Below are 17,808 nucleotides of genomic sequence, written 5' to 3' on the forward strand. Positions count from 1 at the left end.
AAGAAAATAATACATAATAAAATGAGGTTAATATATGAGTAAAAAAAGTTTTTCTGATTATAAATTAAGTAAGGAAATTGTAAGGGCACTTACTGGGTTAGGATATGATCATCCAACAGAAGTACAAGGTGAGGTTATTCCAGTCGCATTACAAAAGAAGGATCTTGTTGTGAAGTCTCAGACTGGAAGTGGAAAAACAGCTTCATTTGGTATTCCACTTTGTGAAATGGTGGAGTGGGAAGAGAATAAACCACAAGCATTAGTTTTAACACCAACGAGAGAGCTTGCGGTGCAGGTAAAAGAAGATATTACAAATATAGGTCGATTCAAAAGGATTAAGGCTGCGGCAGTTTATGGGAAATCTCCATTTGCACGTCAAAAATTAGAATTAAAGCAAAAGACACACATTGTAGTTGGGACTCCTGGTCGTGTATTGGATCATATTGAGAAGGGTACCCTTTCTTTAGAGTGTTTGAAGTATTTAGTTATTGATGAAGCAGATGAGATGCTAAATATGGGCTTTATCGATCAAGTAGAGGCAATTATTGATGAATTACCTACAAAAAGAATGACAATGTTATTTTCAGCAACACTTCCAGAAGATGTTGAAAAATTGTCTCGTACATATATGAATTCACCAACTCATATTGAAATTAAAGCAGCTGGGATTACAACGGATAAAATTGAACATACTCTTTTTGAGGCGATAGAAGACGAGAAGTTTTCACTACTTAAAGATGTAACAATGATTGAGAATCCTGATAGTTGTATTATTTTCTGCCGTACACAAGAAAATGTAGATCATGTATATAGACAGCTAAAACGAGCTAATTATCCTTGTGACAAAATACATGGTGGTATGGTACAAGAAGATCGTTTTGAAGTCATGGATGACTTTAGAAAAGGAAAATTCCGTTATTTAGTAGCAACAGACGTAGCTGCGAGAGGAATTGATATTGATAATATTACACATGTTATTAATTATGATATTCCACTTGAAAAAGAAAGCTATGTACATCGTACTGGAAGAACGGGACGAGCTGGAAATAGTGGAAAAGCTATTACATTTATAACACCATATGAAAATAGATTTTTAGAAGAGATTGAGGATTATATTGGTTTTGAAATTCCAAAGGCAATTGGACCTTCAAAAGAAGAAGTTATGAAAGAGAAAGCTGCATTTGAAGAAAAGATACATGCTAAACCAATTATTAAGAAAGATAAAAATGCGGACATAAACAAAGGCATTATGAAGCTGTACTTTAATGGCGGGAAGAAAAAGAAAATTAGAGCGGTAGATTTCGTCGGTACAATTGCTAAAATTAAAGGTGTTACAGCAGAAGATATAGGCATTATTACGATACAAGATAACGTTTCTTACGTTGAAATATTAAATGGAAAAGGACCACTTGTCTTGAAAGTCATGAAGACTACAACGATTAAAGGGAAACAATTAAAAGTTCATGAGGCAATTAAGTAAATAAAAAACTATCCACTTTAATAGGTGGATAGTTTTTTATTTATGATTTTTTCAAATCATCAACTAGTTGCTCTGCTAAACGTCTATACATATTACTCATAGTCACGAAGGATGTTAATAGTAGAAATTTTTCTAGCTTTGTACCTTCTAAGGAAGAAATCTTATTTACTTCTGTAACACGTTTATTTACGTCTTGTTTAAAGTTTTCGACATTGCTTGCAGTAAGAGCAAGATAATTTTTATATAACGCATTTAATTCAAATGAATCATCGTTTAATAAGGAGTCATTTATATTTTCTAATGAACTTTTTATGTCGTTAATGGAGAGAGCTCCCTTTAATTGGTAAATCAGGCTAATTAAAATCATATGCTCTTTTGAATACTTTTTATTTTTGATAGGGATGAATAGTTTCCCTTTTGCGTAATTATTAATCATCGTTTTTGTTAATACTTTTTCATCATCAGTTCTCGTTGTATCTGCATAAGTATTCTCAAATAGTTGGACAACTTGGTCTACATATAAGTCAACATTTGGAATATCCTCAAGTTTAATATTTTTTTCTAAATGTAATGTCTCAAGTAATTCATTTATATTTTCCACGTAGAATCCCTCACTTTTATAACTTAGTGGAACTTAATGTTTAATATATCTTTAAATATGGTATTACGAAACAAATGAATTGTAAATGTTGACCTTAAAAAGAAATGTGTATATAATTACATGTAGTTATCAAAACTACATGTAATTATATGAGGGGTGTTATTATGAATACTTATGTAAGGGAACCAGTTAACGCATTTACTCACTTAGGTGGAGCGATCTTATCATTTATTGCCTTAGTAGCTATGCTTGTGAAAGTTTCTATTAAGATGCCATCATTTGCTGCAATTACAGCTGTTATTTTGTTTGGTATTGGAATGATGGTCCTTTATGCGGCGTCAGCTGTGTATCATAGTGTTGTGGCCAATGAACGTGTTATTTACTTCTTTAGGAAGCTAGATCATTCTATGATTTTTATATTAATTGCAGGTACATATGCACCCTTTTGCTTAATTACATTAAATTCAGCAAGTGGTTTGCTATTATTTTGTTTAGTCTATGCAACTGCGATTTGTGGTATTGTGTTTAAAATGTTTTGGTTTAATTGTCCAAGATGGTTATCGACAGCAATTTATATTACGATGGGTTGGTTAATTGTTTTGTTCTTTGCACCGTTAGCTGAGAATTTAAGTACAGGAGGTATTGTTTTCTTAGTACTTGGGGGCATTTTTTATACAATTGGTGGATTTATTTATGGCACAAAGCCAAAATGGCTAGAGTTTAAATATATGGGACATCATGAAATTTTTCATGTTTTTGTATTATTAGGTAGTCTTGCGCATTTTCTAAGTGTATATTGTTACGTAATTTAATAAAAAAACGCCACATANNTATGTGGCGTTTTTTTATTACCTGATTAGAATCGTATATGTTATAAAATTATTATGGGATAAAATGTAAGTTTCTGTGTTCGCATGTTAAACATAGGATAAGAAATATGTGATATACTTTGAGAAGTTTATAATGAATGAAATATGGAGGACTATAATTATGGCAATACTTGTAACAGGTGGAGCAGGATATATTGGTAGTCATACATGTGTAGAATTACTAAATAGCGGTTACGAAGTTATAGTAGTGGATAATCTTTCGAATAGCTCGGTAGAATCCATAAATCGAGTGAAAGAAATAACAGGAAAACAATTTAAGTTTTATAAAGAAGATGTTTTAAATCGCGAAGCGCTTGACGCAATTTTTGAAGAAAATGTAATTGAAGCAGTTATTCACTTTGCAGGATTTAAAGCTGTAGGGGAGTCAGTAGCGATTCCATTAACATATTATCATAACAACATTACAAGCACGTTAGTGCTATGTGAAGTAATGCAGAAACATAATGTAAAGAAGATGATCTTTAGTTCATCTGCAACTGTATATGGTATCCCGGAAACGTCACCGATTACGGAGGAGTTTCCATTAAGTGCAACAAATCCATATGGTCAAACGAAATTAATGATTGAGCAAATTATGCGTGATGTAGCATTTGCAGATGCAGAATGGGGTATCGCATTACTTCGCTATTTCAATCCATTTGGTGCACACGAAAGTGGGCGTATCGGAGAAGATCCAAATGGAATCCCAAATAACTTAATGCCATATGTAACGCAAGTAGCAGTAGGTAAGTTAAAAGAATTAAGTGTATTCGGAAATGACTATCCAACGAAAGATGGAACAGGAGTCCGTGATTACATCCATGTTGTGGACTTAGCAAATGGTCACGTAAAGGCGCTTGAGAAAGTAATGAGTACAACAGGAGTAGATGCTTATAACCTGGGCACAGGCATGGGCTATAGTGTACTAGAGATGGTTGAAGCATTTGAAAAAGTTTCGGGCAAGAAAGTTCCTTATAAAATCACAGAGCGTCGCCCAGGTGATGTGGCAGTATGTTTTGCTGATGCATCGAAAGCAAAGCGTGAATTAGGCTGGGAGGCAACACGCGGATTAGAAGAGATGTGTGCAGATTCTTGGAAATGGCAATCAAATAATAAAAATGGCTATTTAGAAGTTTAATGATGAATAAAAAAATGACCTTTGCTTAAAAGCAAGAGGTCATTTTTTATATTCATTTTTTATTAAGTTTATTACCTAACCTAGAAAAGAACGTTCCCTGTTTTATAGGAATATTTGACTGGCAACACGTGTAGGAATCGATACTTTCAATATTAGTAAAGGTATTGATTATTAAGTATGCGCTCTATTTCTCGTCTTAGAACGAAAGTGTATTTAATATAGCCTAGTGGTAAGTGAATAAAGATTGAAAAGTGCTACAAAGGTATTGTTATAAATAAGGAAAATTATCGGAAAGGATATAGATGAGGGATCAACTGCCTGTAAAACCCCAACTGATTAAAGTTTTATTTTATGATCAGCCAGCAACACAAGAGCAATTTCAGCGAGCATATGTAAATTTATTAAAAGAAATTAAAGGTTTTGATTCAAGCCTATTCCTTATACAAAATTGAGGATTTGAAACAATCAAAAACTGTTAAGGGTTACTATCGCGTTTTAGGTCCGTAATACAATTTTCTCATAAGAAAGAATGTATTACGGACCACCACCTATTACATAATAGGAGGAATTAATGAATTCGAACAAGTTGTTTGTGATATACTGTGTTTCCCTCTTGACTTGTATATGGTGGGAGACTTCGTCCGAAACAATTTGCAATAATATTGGAGTGAGCGGGATAAGAAATACGTATTTCATACAAATCAATAGTTTCATCTAAATTAGCATAAAAGACTGCGAGATGATTGCCTTGTAAAACATATGGGAATTCTACTTCTGCATTTTCACCAATTAATACAGGTAACTTTACAGGATTAGAATAATTAGACCAATCCCACACTTCTATATTTACATAGTGAGCGTAATATGCATCTAAATTTACAATGTTTATGACCGCTGAAATAGTTGCAGGTTCTCTTGTTAATACACCTGTAGAGTGAAAAACAGAATGATTTGGATAATGAAGAGGCATAAATATCAAACCTTTCTTAAAATGATAGGATTTTACAATATCTTATGCTAGAAGGTAGTAGAATGAGATAGAGGAATGTATTATTTTATTCATTTTTTATGGAAATTGAAAGCGTATTATTGAAATGTATTCCAACACTTGTATCATCGCTAGAGTCCGTTTATAATCAAGGAATCCTAGTTCATGTTTTGATAGGATTATTTATTATTGAAAGCGTTTTAAGTTCGCTCCTTTTTAAGGTAGGAGGTCTGACTTATACAGATGAAAAATTATGTATGTAGTTTTAAATGGGAAGAAAAATAATATAAGTATCACTTTATAGTGTGGGGAGGTTAAAAGTGTGAAAGGTAAAGATTTTCACACGAGTATATATGGGTTATGTAGGATTATTACTTTCAGGGGCAGCTTTATTTTTAAATAGTCTTGTTATATTAGGGAAAGCAGAGATGAAAAGTGCGGGTGTTTTTAATTTATTTGTGGGTGCACTACAAATTATTATTCCGTTTTATTTGATCATGATTTCTGACCAAAGCAATTGGACAGTGTATTCATATGCGGCTACTTTCTTATTTGGATTAACCTATTTATATGTAGGTGTTACTTTTATAAAGGGAATGGATAGTAGTGGTCTAGGATGGTTTTGTATTTGGGTAGCAATTATAGCCTTATTCTATATGGTTGTTTCATTTGTTCAATTTCATGATGTTGTTAATGCGTTAACATGGTTTATGTGGGCATTACTTTGGTACTTATTCTTTGTGCTAAATACACAAAAAAAGAATATTAATCAATATCTCGGACGAATCGCCTTCGTACAATCATGGGTAACATTGACTTTACCTTCACTATTTTATTTTATGGGAGTGTGGGGAGAGGGATTTGTATATGAACTATGGGTTTATGTATCAGTAATTTCTATTTTGTACTTTTGTTATTGTATTTTTAAATATAGAGTCCGTTAATATATTATCTGCATAAAAGCATGGAATCGTTAAACTGATTTCATGCTTTTTTTATAGTAGCCTTTTATAATAAAAGAAGTAGTATTTTATAAATTGCAAAAATGGGGATGATGAAATTGAAGAAAGTGTTGGTGCTAGGAGGAACAAGATTTTTTGGTAAACATTTAGTAGAGTACCTTTTGCAAGCTGGACACGATGTAACAATTGCCACGAGGGGAGTTACTGAAGATTCTTTTGGTAACGCAGTAAAAAGAATAATTGTCGATAGAGAAGATGGAAAACTACTAGAAGAGCGTCTAGAAGGAAAAAGTTATGATATTGTATACGATAATTTATGCTATAGTTCAAATGCAGCGAAAATGGTATGTGAAGTTTTGAAAGGAAAAACGAAGAAGTATATTATGACATCTTCAATGGCTGTCTATGAACCTGCATTAAGCTTGTTAGAAGAGGACTTTAATCCATACGAATATGCAATTACATATGGAGATAGGAATGATTTTAATTATAGTGAAGGAAAGCGATTAGCCGAAGCGGTTTTATTTCAATATGCAACATTCCCAGTCGTTGCAGTGCGTTTTCCAGTTGTTATTGGAGAAAATGATTATACGAAAAGGTTACAATTTTACGTTGAATGTGTTGTGAACCAAAACCCTATCGTTGTGGATCATGTAGATGGAAATTTGTCATTTATACATGAAAAAGAGGCAGGAGAGTTTCTAGCTTGGTGCGGAATGGAAAATGTGAAAGGACCAATTAACGCCTGTAGTAACGGGGTAGTTTCTACGGAAGAAATTATTCATTTCATAGAAGAGAAGACGGGAATAAAAGCACTTATCCAGGAAGCTGGGGAAAATATAGCTCCTTATAATGAGGTAACTAACTGTACGTTACATAATGGAAAGGCTCGTGAATTTGGATTTTTGTTCCGAGAGCTGAAAATAGAAATAAAAAATGTTTTAAAACATTATATAAATACAATGAAGTAATCATAAATCCCCCGGTGGCAATCCGGGGGATTCTGGAGGATTTCGACAATACTGATTTTACATTACCAAATTTACCTTATACGTACGACTAATGTTTTTGCGATTGAATTGCTTGTAAATACTTCTCGTTTACTTGGTCCCAGTTTACTGTATGCCACCAGTTGGTAACAAACTCGGGGCGCCGATTTTGATACTTTAAATAATAAGCATGTTCCCATACATCAATTACGAGTAAGGGGATTTTTCCTTCTTGCAAAGGCGTATCTTGATTTGGTGTACTCATAACAGAGAGTTCCTCACCGTCAAGAACAAGCCATCCATAGCCACTTCCAAAACGACTAATAGCTGCTTTGGAAAGTTGATCTTTTAAGTTGTCAAAGGTATTGAAATAATAATCAATTACTTTTGCAACGTCTCCATTAGGCTCACCGCCACCTCGTGGGCTCATCACTTCCCAAAAAAGACTATGACAATAGTGACCACCACCGTTATTTCGTACAGCTGTAACAATTTCCTTCGGTAAAGCATCTAAATTACATAGCAATTCTTCTAAAGATTTATTATGTAATTCAGTATAATTTTCTAAAGTAGCATTTAAATTGTTTACGTATGTCGCATGGTGCTTTCCATGATGAATGGAAAGTGTATTGCTATCGATATGTGGCTCTAGTTCATCATAGTCATATGAAAGCTTTGGCAATTGAAATGAAGACATAACATTCCCTCCTTTCTATTCAAAAGTTGGTCTAGGTAAAAATACTTTACCTGAGTCAAAAATACACTCATTTTCTATGGAAGTCAATAGTAAGTTTGTTAATTTTCTGAAAAATATTACAATAAAAGTAACACTCTCGCTTTCATTTGTGACTCCTATCCTTTTTGCTTATACTGTAAAGTATCAGGGTTTTGTTGAAATAGAAGGAGATTGTTTATGAGTGAAACGAAACAATTAATAGAGGAAGCAAGTAATTTTATTACGATTTGTTATAAAGAGCTTCATAAAGAACAATTGATAGAAGAACGTATAAAAGAAATTCAAATTGAGGTAGAGAAGACAGGGACATATGAGCATACATTTGAAGAACTTGTTCATGGTTCACGAATGGCATGGCGTAACAGTAATAGATGTATTGGAAGACTATTTTGGAGTAAGATGCACATATTAGATGCGCGCGAAGTAAATGATGAAGAGGGTGTATATAATGCATTAATTCATCATATTAAATATGCAACGAACGACGGGAAAGTTAAACCAACCATTACGATTTTTAAGCAATATCAAGGTGAGGAAAATAATATACGAATTTATAATCACCAATTGATTCGATATGCAGGATATAAAACAGAAATGGGAGTGATCGGTGACTCTCATTCCGCTACATTTACGGACTTTTGTCAGGAGCTTGGCTGGCAAGGAGAAGGTACGAATTTCGATGTATTGCCACTTGTGTTTTCTATAAACGGGAAGGCGCCTACATATAAAGAAATTCCGAGGAAAGAAGTAAAAGAAGTGCCAATTGAACACCCAGAATACCCTATTTCATCACTTGGAGCAAAATGGTATGGGGTTCCAATGATCTCGGATATGTGCTTAGAAATTGGCGGTATTTCTTATACAGCTGCTCCGTTCAATGGATGGTATATGGGAACAGAAATTGGGGCGCGCAACTTAGCGGATCATGATCGTTATAATTTACTTCCGGCTGTTGCGGAGATGATGGATTTAGATACATCGAGAAACGGTACGTTATGGAAGGATAAGGCGCTAATTGAGTTGAATATTGCCGTACTACACTCTTTTAAAAAACAAGGAGTTAGTATTGTTGATCATCATACTGCTGCACAACAATTTCAGCAATTTGAGAAGCAAGAAGCTGCTTGTGGTCGTGTTGTAACAGGTAATTGGGTGTGGCTTATTCCACCATTATCTCCAGCTACCACTCATATTTATCACAAACCGTATCCGAATGAAATTTTGAAGCCAAATTTCTTTCATAAATAATATTTAGTGCAGTTTTTTTCTGCAAAATATAATTTTTTTAATTACTGTTATGTAGCAAATGGAAGCCTTTACTCTCGGTTATTTTTGGAAGAGGATTTTTGAACCAAGGAGTTCCTTATGTTATAATCAAATTTCTGTTTCGAAGACCTTATAGAAATATAAGGTCTTTTGTTTTGCTTTTTTATGTAAGAGAAAGAGATTTTTTCTTTTTAATAAGGGATTTGGCATATTTTTAGGGACAACATAAGTATGTGGGAAGTCGATAAAATGTTATGCATATATAATTATTTTGTTTTGGGTTTAAACAATAAAACATAATAAAGTTGTTTTTTTAGATTGCTGAGGAAGGAGGAAGTGTAAATGAGGATGAAGAGTCGAAAAACTGATTGGCCTGTATTTATTATTAGCGGTGGTTCACTTTTATTATTTGTAATTGCAGTTTTTTTGAACAAGGATTATGTAGAGAGTGCGATTAATAACAGTTTCGCTTTTTCAATTAAATATTTTGGTGCCTTCTGGCAAGTTTTATTATTAGGTACATTTATTGTTGCGATGTGTATGGCGTTCTCCAAATATGGGAGAGTTAAACTTGGGGGATTAGAAAAACCTGAGATTAGTACGGCAAAATGGCTTGCTATTATTATGTCTACATTACTTGCCGGAGGTGGCGTTTTTTGGGCAGCAGCAGAGCCAATGTACCATTTGATGACGGTGCCACCAATACATGATGGTATATCTGCTGGAACGAAAGAAGCAGTCATGCCTGCTTTAGCACAAAGTTATATGCATTGGGGATTTTTAGCATGGACGATTTTAGGTACAATTAGTGCGGTAGTTATGATGTATGGACATTATCATAAAGGTATGCCGCTAAAACCTCGAACGCTTTTATATCCTATTTTTGGGGAAAAATTAAGAAAGAGCCTGCTTGGAACGATAATTGATGCAGCTGCAATTATTGCAGTAGCTGCAGGTACAATTGGCCCCATTGGATTTTTAGGTTTACAAGCAAGTTATGGGTTACAAGAATTATTTGGAATTTCTGATGTGTTTACTAGTCAATTGGCAATTATTGTTTGTGTAGTGGCCGTGTCTACCATATCGGCAGTAACAGGTATTGATAAAGGGATTCAAATTATAAGTAATTTAAATGTTAGATTAGCAATTTTGTTAATGGCATTCATATTACTATTTGGGCCAGGTGGATTTATTATTGATTCGTTTGTTTCTTCGTTTGGATTTTATGTAAGTGAGTTTATACCGATGAGCACATACCGTGGTGATACAAGTTGGTTAGGATCTTGGACAATCTTTTTCTGGGGATGGTTTATTGGATACGGACCAATGATGGCAATTTTAGTGAGTCGAATTTCAAGAGGGAGAACGATTCGAGAAATCATCGTTGCAATTGGAATTATCGCACCTATTATTACAACGTTTTGGTTTACTATATTAGGTGGATCAGGTGTGTTTTATGAGTTAATGAATCCTGGTTCTATCTCGGACGCATTAAGTGAATCTGGTATGCCGGCAGCTATGATTGCAATTACAGGGCAATTGCCACTTTCTAATATTATTGGACCAGCATTTCTTTTATTAACAATTTTATTTGTAGTGACAACAGGAGATTCAATGGCGTATTCCATTTCAATGGCAGTGACTGGAGACGGAGATCCTAGAATTAGTTTGCGAATTTTTTGGTCGCTTATTATGGGAGCAGTTGCAGCAATTCTTTTATATATGGGTGAAGGAAGTATTAATGCGCTACAATCGTTTATCGTAGTGACGGCAGTTCCGGTATCAATTTTATTATTCCCAATGCTATGGTTAGCGCCTAAAGTTGCGGGAGAATTAGCATTAAAACAAGGTATTGTAAAAGAAGAAGATAAAACTGCATTCTTATTTCAGAAGGCTAGTAAATCAAAATAAATAAAAACGTAAAAGAGGAAGCATNNATGCTTCCTCTTTTACGTTTAATCTAATACTTTTCCCTTTGTTTCTGGTACACATATTAGCATTGTAATTAACCCGATTGGGTAGATGATAAAAATCAAGGACAATGCTCCAAGCAGGTTGCCGCCTGTAGCGAGTAAGCCGATAATAACAGGCCCAAATCCAGCTAACCCACGTCCTGTACCGAAAATAAAGTTTTCTGCGGTAGAGCGAGCTTCAGCAGGGTAGTTTTCAGCTAAAATTGCCCCAAACCCTCCCATCATTCCATTTGCAAAGAATCCAAGCAATGCACTTCCCCATAATAATAATGTTGAATCTGTGAATAAGAAGAAGTAAATGAGACAGTATACTGTACCACCAATATAATAAATTGCAAAAGTTTTACGACGACCAATTTTATCAGCCAGAATACCAAAGATTGCAATTCCAATTAGCATACCGATGGTAGAAATGAACATCCAGCCACTCGCTTTTGCTAATGTATAGTTATATTTATTTGCTAAAATAGTTGGCATCCATGTGAAGATGCCGTAATATCCGAAGTTCTGGATAAACGACATAATAATAAGACCGATTGTTGTGATTGTTACTTTTTTATTGGCAAATAATTTTCGAAGTGGGAATTTTTTTATATGTTTTAGTTGTTCTGCTTCAGTAGTTGTTAATTTACCTGTAGCTTCTTTTTGCAATAGTTCCTTTTTGTAGCGTTGTTTTTGCTCCCATATTTTCGGTTCACTTAAACTTTTACGGACATAGACAGCTAGTAAAGCTGGAATTAATCCAAATAAGAAAACGGCTCTCCATCCAAAGTGTGGGACAATAAATGCTGGAAGGAGTGAAGCAATCAGTACACCAAATTGCCATCCAAGTGCAACAACAGATGTCGCTTTAGCGCGCATTTCTTTAGACCATGTTTCTGTTACAATGGCCATTCCGATTCCGAATTCACCACCAACTCCCATTCCAACTAAAAAGCGAAGAATTAATAATTGCCAGTAGTCTGTTGCGAAATAAATGAGTGCGGTTGCTAGTGAAAACAGTAAGATTGTGAAGGCCATTGTACGAATACGGCCAAATAAATCAGCAATAAATCCAAATAAATAAGAACCAATTAACATCCCTATTGTGGTAGCTAATGTTAAGTTTCCACCTTCAACAGGACTTAAGTGAAACTCTTTTAAAATATAGACAAGTACGAAAGATAATAGCAACATATCTAAACCTTCTGCTGCATATCCTAGCGCAGAACCAAATAATGTTTTATACCTTTTCGCTTTCGTCTCCTCTGTTGTTTGTTGTACATCAGTAGTGACGTTCATTATTACTCCTCCTTATTTTCTACAGTCGCTATGGAAGAATAACAAAAGGCCTTCTCACCTGATATGATGAGAAGGCCAAAAAAGCATACGTATCCCCAAAAAAGAACATACGTATATTGTATTCCGGCTTCCTTCTCAACCTCACAGGGTTGGGTTAAAGGACTGTATTATATTACTTTATTTTTAGCACTCTTCTATTGGATTGTCAAATAAAGAGGAAGTTATTATGTGTGAAATATTTCAAAAAACATTTCGTTCTTCTTGACGTCGGCTTCATTATTTTCCCATAATAAAACTAACTAAATAAAAAGGAATGAATCAAAGATGCTAAATTTAGTACTCATGATGATTGAACGAGTCGGACTTATAGTTATTTTAGGATTTTTACTCTCTCATATCAAAACTTTCAGGCGCCTCCTTCATAAACAGGATGGTTATGTAGATAAGCTTAAGCTTATTTGTATTTTTTCAGTATTTACAATTGTAAGCAATTACACTGGGATTGAAATAGCAGGAAATACGATTATGAATGAAAATTGGTTACAAGGTGTTTCTTCGTCAAGTACAATTGCGAATACGCGTATTATGGGTGTTGGTATTAGTGGCTTACTTGGTGGCCCTATCGTAGGGGTTGGAGTAGGGTTTATTGCTGGTATTCATCGTTATATGCTTGGTGGTACGACAGCGCTAAGCTGCGCAATCTCTTCTATTTTAGCGGGGATTATAACTGGTTATATCGGATATATTTTCAAAAAATATAATCGTACAATTACTCCTAAGTTTTCAGCAGTTTTAAGTGTTTTTATCGTATCTTTAGAAATGCTTATGATTTTATTAATTATAGAGGATGGAATTAGCGTTGTGAAAACAATAGCGATACCGATGATTCTTGTAAATAGTTTTGGAAGTTTTATTTTACTTTCTATGATACAAGCTATTTTGCGTCAGGAGGAGAATGCAAAAGCACTTCAGACTCATAAAGTATTGCGTATTGCTGATAAAACGTTACCGTATTTTCGTCAAGGCTTAACAGAAGAATCGTGTAAGCATGTGGCACAAATTATTCACCGCTTTACAGGAACAGATGCGGTATCTTTAACAGATACAGAGAAAATATTAGCGCACGTTGGATTAGCATCAGATCACCATATTCCTTCACATAGTTTAATAACTGGTTTATCAAAAGAAGTTTTACATACAGGGCAAATAATGAAGGCGAAATCACGTGAGGTTATTAATTGCCAACATGAAGGCTGTCCCTTACAAGCCGCTATTGTTATTCCACTAACTTCACATGGAAATACGATAGGGACATTAAAACTGTATTTCAAAAATTCTAACCAGTTAAGTCGCGTTGAAGAAGAATTAGCAGAAGGGTTAGCAAAAATATTCTCCACGCAGTTAGAGTTAGGAGAAGCTGAGTTGCAAAGTAAATTACTTCAAGATGCGGAGATAAAAGCATTACAAGCGCAAATTAACCCGCACTTTTTATTTAATGCGATTAATACAGTATCAGCTTTATGCCGAACAGATGTAGAAAAAGCAAGGAAGTTATTATTACAGCTTAGCGTGTATTTCCGTTGTAATTTGCAAGGAGCACGTCAGTTATTGATTCCACTGGAACAAGAATTAAACCATGTACAGGCATACTTATCACTAGAACAAGCAAGGTTCCCAAATAAGTATGAGGTAAAGATGTATATTGAGGATGAGCTAAAGACAACTTTAGTACCACCATTTGTTCTTCAACTATTGGTTGAAAATGCATTGCGACATGCTTTTCCGAAGAAGCAACCAGTGTGTGAAGTGGAAGTGCATGTTTTTGAAAAAGAGGGTATGGTTCACTTTGAAGTAAAAGATAATGGACAGGGAATTGAGGAAGAACGTTTAGAACAATTAGGAAAGATGGTAGTTTCGTCAAAGAAAGGGACTGGAACAGCTTTATATAATATTAATGAACGTCTTATTGGGTTATTTGGGAAAGAAACGATGCTTCATATCGAAAGTGAATTAAATAAAGGGACGGAGATTACCTTTATTATTCCAAAAAAAGTAGGGGAGGAAGAGCCAGGTGTTAAAAGTATTAGTAGTTGACGATGAAATGTTAGCACGTGATGAACTAAAGTATTTATTAGAGAGAACGAAAGAAGTTGAGATAGTTGGTGAGGCTGATTGTGTGGAAGACGCATTAGAAGAACTAATGCAATGTAGACCAGATATTGTATTTTTAGATATTCAATTATCTGATGATAACGGATTTGAAATCGCGAATATATTAAAGAAGATGAAAAATCCACCTGCAATTGTATTTGCTACTGCCTATGATCAATATGCGTTGCAAGCATTTGAAGTAGATGCGTTAGACTACATTTTAAAACCATTTGATGAAGAGCGTATTGTGCAAACATTAAAGAAGTATAAAAAACAAAAACAAGCGCAAATAGAAACGAAGCACGAAATAAAGGGGACAGATGTAACAGCAGAGATGCATAAATTAGCATTACCAATTGAAGAATCAATCGTACTTGTGAATATTGAAGATATTATATATGTAGGGCTTGTAGATGGGAAAGTAACAGTAAAAACAATGAGGGAAACATATGTAACACATGATACACTTGTAATTTTAGAGAAGAAGTTACCACAAGCAAACTTCATGCGCGTCCATCGTAGCTTTATTGCAAATATTAATCATATTACTGAAATTCAGCCATGGTTCAATTCTACTTATAATTTAATCATGAAAGAAGGATCGAAAGTACCTGTTAGCCGTACATATGCCAAAGAACTCAAGAAGCTGCTTCGTATTTAAGAAGCAGCTTTTGTATTTCATCCTTTTATATTTGTAACTGATTCTGTATATTTGACGTTCTGTTATGTAAACGCTTACCTCGTTACTTACATCTTATACAATAAAGGTACCAAATCGAAAGAGGTGGCCAAAATGAGCACGAAAAAAGTATACAGTTTCTTATCACAAGCATTCATATTCTCAGCTATTATGTTAATTTCTAATATTATTGCAACACATTTACCAATTCCGATGCCTTCATCGGTAATCGGGTTAGTTATTTTATTTAGTCTATTATGTTTAAAAGTTATTAAATTGGAGCAAGTTGAATCACTTGGAACAGCTTTAACAGGTATTATCGGATTCCTTTTCGTCCCATCAGGTATTTCAGTTATTAATTCTCTTGGTGTAATGGGACAATATTTTGTACAAATTTTAACTGTAATTGTTGTAGCAACAGTTATTTTACTAGCTGTAACAGGATTATTTGCACAATTTATTTTAGGAAAAGATGAAAAAGAAACAGAAGATACAAAAGAATTGAAAGTAGTAAATAAAGGACGCAAGCACGGAAAGGTTGCGTAACCATTGCATTTATATATTGTTAGGAGGTAATGAATATGGCAAGCACAATGACTCCATATTTCGGAATCGTCGTTTCATTAATCGCATACGGGATCGGAACGTTATTATTCAAGCATTCAAAAGGATTCTTCTTATTTACACCATTATTTGTAGCGATGGTATTAGGGATTGTCTTTCTAAAGGTAGGTAACTTTACTTTTGAAGAATATAATACTGGCGGAAAAATGATTAGTTTCTTCTTAGAACCAGCAACAATTGCATTCGCTATCCCACTATACAAGCAAGTGGATAAGTTGAAAAAATATTGGTGGCAAATTTTATCGGCTATCGTGGTGGGATCTATTTGCTCAGTAATTGTCGTGTTCATTGTTGCAAAAGCAATCGGTTTAGATACAGCAGTAATGAATTCAATGCTACCACAAGCAGCAACAACAGCAATTGCGTTACCAATCTCAGAAAGTATTGGTGGTATTCCAGCAATTACATCGTTTGCAGTTATTTTCAACGCAGTTATCGTATACGCATTAGGGGCATTATTCTTAAAAACATTTAGAGTTAAGCATCCGATTGCAAAAGGTTTAGCACTTGGAACAGCGGGCCATGCATTAGGAGTTGCAGTAGGAATTGAAATGGGTGAGGTAGAGGCAGCGATGGCAAGTATTGCTGTAACGGTAGTTGGGGTTGTAACAGTAGTTGTCATCCCAATGTTTATGCCATTCATTGGATAGTAAAACTTACTTAAAAAATAAGAAAAGCAAGCTATTTGTAGGACAGATTTCTACTGATAGCTTGCTTTTTATGTTACAGTAGTGGTAAGACCTATTTAAAAAAATGTAAGTTTCCTTAAATCTTCATTAATACTATGTAGAATACGTTTTGAATTAGGTCATTGTATTGTAAAATAAGAAGTAATCTACTATATACCTGTTAAGATAGGCATATAATGAGTTTATAAAAATCTTAATATGAATGAATAATTTAAAAGTAGAAAAGAGAGAAATCTACTTATTAACGTTTTAGTTTATAGGACAGGAGAGAGTATTCGTCGATTATGCAAATAAAAAACCTGTTTCAAAGCAAAGGATTTCAGAGGTTACTCGTATTAGTAATACTTGCTCTCGTGTTATACGGGCTGCAAAGTATGTTGAATTTAATATTAATTACGTTTATTCTCACGTATTTAATGGATCGATTCCAAAAGTTTATTTCCCGCAAATTAGATCATTTCATGCCTATTAATCGAAAAATTATTATAGCATTTCTATATGTAATGTTAATTGGTGGAATTGCTATTACGCTATTTAAATATTTACCAGTATTAACGATACAAATTTCACAATTGATTTACCAATTCAATGTATTTTTAAGAAACCCACCAGATAGTGAACTAATTAAGTATGCAGTTAATGCTGTCAATCATATGGAGCTTTCTAAATATGTAGGACAAGGCGTAGACATTTTGTATAAATCGATTACGAATGTTGGTAAATTTGGCCTTCAAGTTTTACTTTCTTTAATTTTGAGTTTGTTTTTCTTACTAGAAAAATCTCGTATTGTTGGTTTTACTGTAAAGTTTAAAGAAAGCAGGCTTGCAATTTTCTATACTGAAATTGAGTACTTCGGAAAGAAATTTGCACGTTCATTTGGAAAGGTAATCGAAGCGCAATTTTTAATTGCTGTTGTTAACTGTGTTCTTTCAGTTATCGCATTATGGATATTAGGATTCCCACAATTATTAGGTTTAGCGTTAATGATTTTCTTGCTTGGCTTAATTCCAGTAGCGGGGGTTATCATTTCGTTATTCCCACTTTGTATGATTGCTTACAATATTGGCGGTATTATGTACGTTGTTTATATTTTAGTTATCGTAACAGTTATTCATGCGCTTGAAAGTTACGTATTAAATCCGAAGTTTATGTCGCAAAAAACAAATTTACCGATTTTCTATACTTTTATGGTATTAATTTTCTCAGAGCACTTCTTAGGTGTATGGGGACTGATTATCGGTATTCCAATTTTCATTTTCTTATTAGATGTCTTAGATGTGACAAGTGATGAAATGGAGAAGGATGTTGGAACAAAATAAAGTGAAGTAGAGAAAAAGCATCGATGTTCGATGCTTTTTCTTTTATAACATTATGTTTCTTAT

General features: G+C 34.1%; 16 protein-coding genes. 12 read left to right on the forward strand and 4 right to left on the reverse strand.

Annotated elements, in window-relative coordinates; translation table 11 throughout:
- The first annotated feature begins 34 nt into the window (after nt 1-34).
- The gene (locus CN409_RS03030) at nt 35-1,480 is read left to right on the forward strand and encodes a DEAD/DEAH box helicase (protein WP_000039346.1); all 1,446 of its coding nucleotides are present in this window, start codon (nt 35-37) and stop codon (nt 1,478-1,480) included.
- A 40-nt stretch (nt 1,481-1,520) separates the two neighbouring features.
- On the opposite strand, the gene CN409_RS03035 is transcribed toward CN409_RS03030, so the two are convergent.
- A complete protein-coding gene (locus CN409_RS03035; protein WP_000427875.1) occupies nt 1,521-2,081 on the reverse strand; it encodes a DUF1836 domain-containing protein in 561 nt (186 codons plus the stop codon).
- A gap of 164 nt (nt 2,082-2,245) precedes the next feature.
- On the opposite strand from CN409_RS03035, the gene trhA reads away from it, so the two are divergent.
- Nucleotides 2,246-2,893: a PAQR family membrane homeostasis protein TrhA gene (gene trhA, locus CN409_RS03040; RefSeq protein ID WP_097980922.1), complete on the forward strand. Its 648-nt coding sequence runs from the start codon at nt 2,246-2,248 to the stop codon at nt 2,891-2,893.
- Between the two features lie 178 nt (nt 2,894-3,071).
- The gene (galE, locus tag CN409_RS03045) at nt 3,072-4,088 is read left to right on the forward strand and encodes a UDP-glucose 4-epimerase GalE (RefSeq protein WP_000996551.1); all 1,017 of its coding nucleotides are present in this window, start codon (nt 3,072-3,074) and stop codon (nt 4,086-4,088) included.
- 568 nt (nt 4,089-4,656) lie between these two features.
- On the opposite strand, the gene CN409_RS03050 is transcribed toward galE, so the two are convergent.
- Complete coding sequence (locus CN409_RS03050) at nt 4,657-5,058, reverse strand: hypothetical protein (protein WP_001128270.1); 402 nt, start codon at nt 5,056-5,058, stop codon at nt 4,657-4,659.
- Nucleotides 5,059-5,429: 371 nt separating this feature from the next.
- On the opposite strand from CN409_RS03050, the gene CN409_RS03060 reads away from it, so the two are divergent.
- Nucleotides 5,430-6,020 carry an AmiS/UreI family transporter gene (locus CN409_RS03060; RefSeq protein ID WP_000542567.1) on the forward strand — a complete coding sequence of 197 codons (591 nt, stop codon included), beginning with the start codon at nt 5,430-5,432 and terminating at the stop codon, nt 6,018-6,020.
- 101 nt (nt 6,021-6,121) lie between these two features.
- Complete coding sequence (locus CN409_RS03065) at nt 6,122-7,009, forward strand: NAD-dependent epimerase/dehydratase family protein (RefSeq protein ID WP_003310130.1); 888 nt, start codon at nt 6,122-6,124, stop codon at nt 7,007-7,009.
- An 88-nt stretch (nt 7,010-7,097) separates the two neighbouring features.
- Here the strand turns inward: CN409_RS03065 and sodA are convergent, their stop codons facing one another.
- The gene (sodA, locus tag CN409_RS03070; protein ID WP_000094037.1) at nt 7,098-7,724 is read right to left on the reverse strand and encodes a superoxide dismutase [Mn]; all 627 of its coding nucleotides are present in this window, start codon (nt 7,722-7,724) and stop codon (nt 7,098-7,100) included.
- Between the two features lie 216 nt (nt 7,725-7,940).
- On the opposite strand from sodA, the gene CN409_RS03080 reads away from it, so the two are divergent.
- Both CN409_RS03080 and CN409_RS03085 read left to right on the forward strand, forming a co-directional pair.
- Complete coding sequence (locus CN409_RS03080) at nt 7,941-9,011, forward strand: nitric oxide synthase oxygenase (RefSeq protein WP_000005086.1); 1,071 nt, start codon at nt 7,941-7,943, stop codon at nt 9,009-9,011.
- 360 nt (nt 9,012-9,371) lie between these two features.
- Complete coding sequence (locus tag CN409_RS03085) at nt 9,372-10,940, forward strand: BCCT family transporter (protein ID WP_097980923.1); 1,569 nt, start codon at nt 9,372-9,374, stop codon at nt 10,938-10,940.
- 44 nt (nt 10,941-10,984) lie between these two features.
- Here the strand turns inward: CN409_RS03085 and CN409_RS03090 are convergent, their stop codons facing one another.
- Nucleotides 10,985-12,283, reverse strand: a complete 1,299-nt coding sequence (locus tag CN409_RS03090) for an MFS transporter (RefSeq protein WP_001103414.1) — start codon at nt 12,281-12,283, stop codon at nt 10,985-10,987.
- A gap of 324 nt (nt 12,284-12,607) precedes the next feature.
- Between CN409_RS03090 and lytS the strand changes: the two genes are divergently transcribed.
- The 5 genes from lytS to CN409_RS03115 all read left to right on the forward strand — a co-directional run bounded on the left by lytS (nt 12,608) and on the right by CN409_RS03115 (nt 17,745).
- Entirely contained in the window at nt 12,608-14,377 is a 1,770-nt protein-coding gene (gene lytS / locus CN409_RS03095; RefSeq protein WP_000933588.1) for a two-component system sensor histidine kinase LytS, read from the forward strand.
- On the forward strand, nt 14,355-15,095 hold the full coding sequence (locus CN409_RS03100) for a LytR/AlgR family response regulator transcription factor (RefSeq protein WP_000921846.1): 741 nt from the start codon (nt 14,355-14,357) through the stop codon (nt 15,093-15,095). The genes lytS and CN409_RS03100 overlap by 23 nt, the downstream gene beginning before the upstream one ends.
- A gap of 132 nt (nt 15,096-15,227) precedes the next feature.
- Nucleotides 15,228-15,659 carry an antiholin-like murein hydrolase modulator LrgA gene (gene lrgA, locus CN409_RS03105; RefSeq protein WP_000104901.1) on the forward strand — a complete coding sequence of 144 codons (432 nt, stop codon included), beginning with the start codon at nt 15,228-15,230 and terminating at the stop codon, nt 15,657-15,659.
- 35 nt (nt 15,660-15,694) lie between these two features.
- Entirely contained in the window at nt 15,695-16,387 is a 693-nt protein-coding gene (gene lrgB, locus CN409_RS03110) for an antiholin-like protein LrgB (protein ID WP_000168869.1), read from the forward strand.
- Between the two features lie 323 nt (nt 16,388-16,710).
- The gene (locus CN409_RS03115) at nt 16,711-17,745 is read left to right on the forward strand and encodes an AI-2E family transporter (protein ID WP_001166012.1); all 1,035 of its coding nucleotides are present in this window, start codon (nt 16,711-16,713) and stop codon (nt 17,743-17,745) included.
- The last annotated feature ends 63 nt before the right edge of the window (nt 17,746-17,808 follow it).

It is taken from the genome of Bacillus sp. AFS012607 (genome assembly GCF_002558005.1).
Classification (GTDB): Bacteria; Bacillota; Bacilli; order Bacillales; family Bacillaceae_G; genus Bacillus_A; species Bacillus_A thuringiensis_S.

What these genes read in the sequence shown, in the direction of transcription:
- CN409_RS03030 (WP_000039346.1), top strand. Translation starts at nt 35, where the DNA reads ATGAGTAAAAAAAGTTTTTCTGATTATAAATTAAGTAAGGAAATTGTA.
- trhA (WP_097980922.1), top strand. Translation starts at nt 2,246, where the DNA reads ATGAATACTTATGTAAGGGAACCAGTTAACGCATTTACTCACTTAGGT.
- galE (WP_000996551.1), top strand. Translation starts at nt 3,072, where the DNA reads ATGGCAATACTTGTAACAGGTGGAGCAGGATATATTGGTAGTCATACA.
- CN409_RS03050 (WP_001128270.1), bottom strand. Translation starts at nt 5,058, where the DNA reads ATGCCTCTTCATTATCCAAATCATTCTGTTTTTCACTCTACAGGTGTA.
- CN409_RS03060 (WP_000542567.1), top strand. Translation starts at nt 5,430, where the DNA reads ATGGGTTATGTAGGATTATTACTTTCAGGGGCAGCTTTATTTTTAAAT.
- CN409_RS03065 (WP_003310130.1), top strand. Translation starts at nt 6,122, where the DNA reads ATGGGGATGATGAAATTGAAGAAAGTGTTGGTGCTAGGAGGAACAAGA.
- sodA (WP_000094037.1), bottom strand. Translation starts at nt 7,724, where the DNA reads ATGTCTTCATTTCAATTGCCAAAGCTTTCATATGACTATGATGAACTA.
- CN409_RS03080 (WP_000005086.1), top strand. Translation starts at nt 7,941, where the DNA reads ATGAGTGAAACGAAACAATTAATAGAGGAAGCAAGTAATTTTATTACG.
- CN409_RS03085 (WP_097980923.1), top strand. Translation starts at nt 9,372, where the DNA reads ATGAGGATGAAGAGTCGAAAAACTGATTGGCCTGTATTTATTATTAGC.
- CN409_RS03090 (WP_001103414.1), bottom strand. Translation starts at nt 12,283, where the DNA reads ATGAACGTCACTACTGATGTACAACAAACAACAGAGGAGACGAAAGCG.
- lytS (WP_000933588.1), top strand. Translation starts at nt 12,608, where the DNA reads ATGCTAAATTTAGTACTCATGATGATTGAACGAGTCGGACTTATAGTT.
- lrgA (WP_000104901.1), top strand. Translation starts at nt 15,228, where the DNA reads ATGAGCACGAAAAAAGTATACAGTTTCTTATCACAAGCATTCATATTC.
- lrgB (WP_000168869.1), top strand. Translation starts at nt 15,695, where the DNA reads ATGGCAAGCACAATGACTCCATATTTCGGAATCGTCGTTTCATTAATC.
- CN409_RS03115 (WP_001166012.1), top strand. Translation starts at nt 16,711, where the DNA reads ATGCAAATAAAAAACCTGTTTCAAAGCAAAGGATTTCAGAGGTTACTC.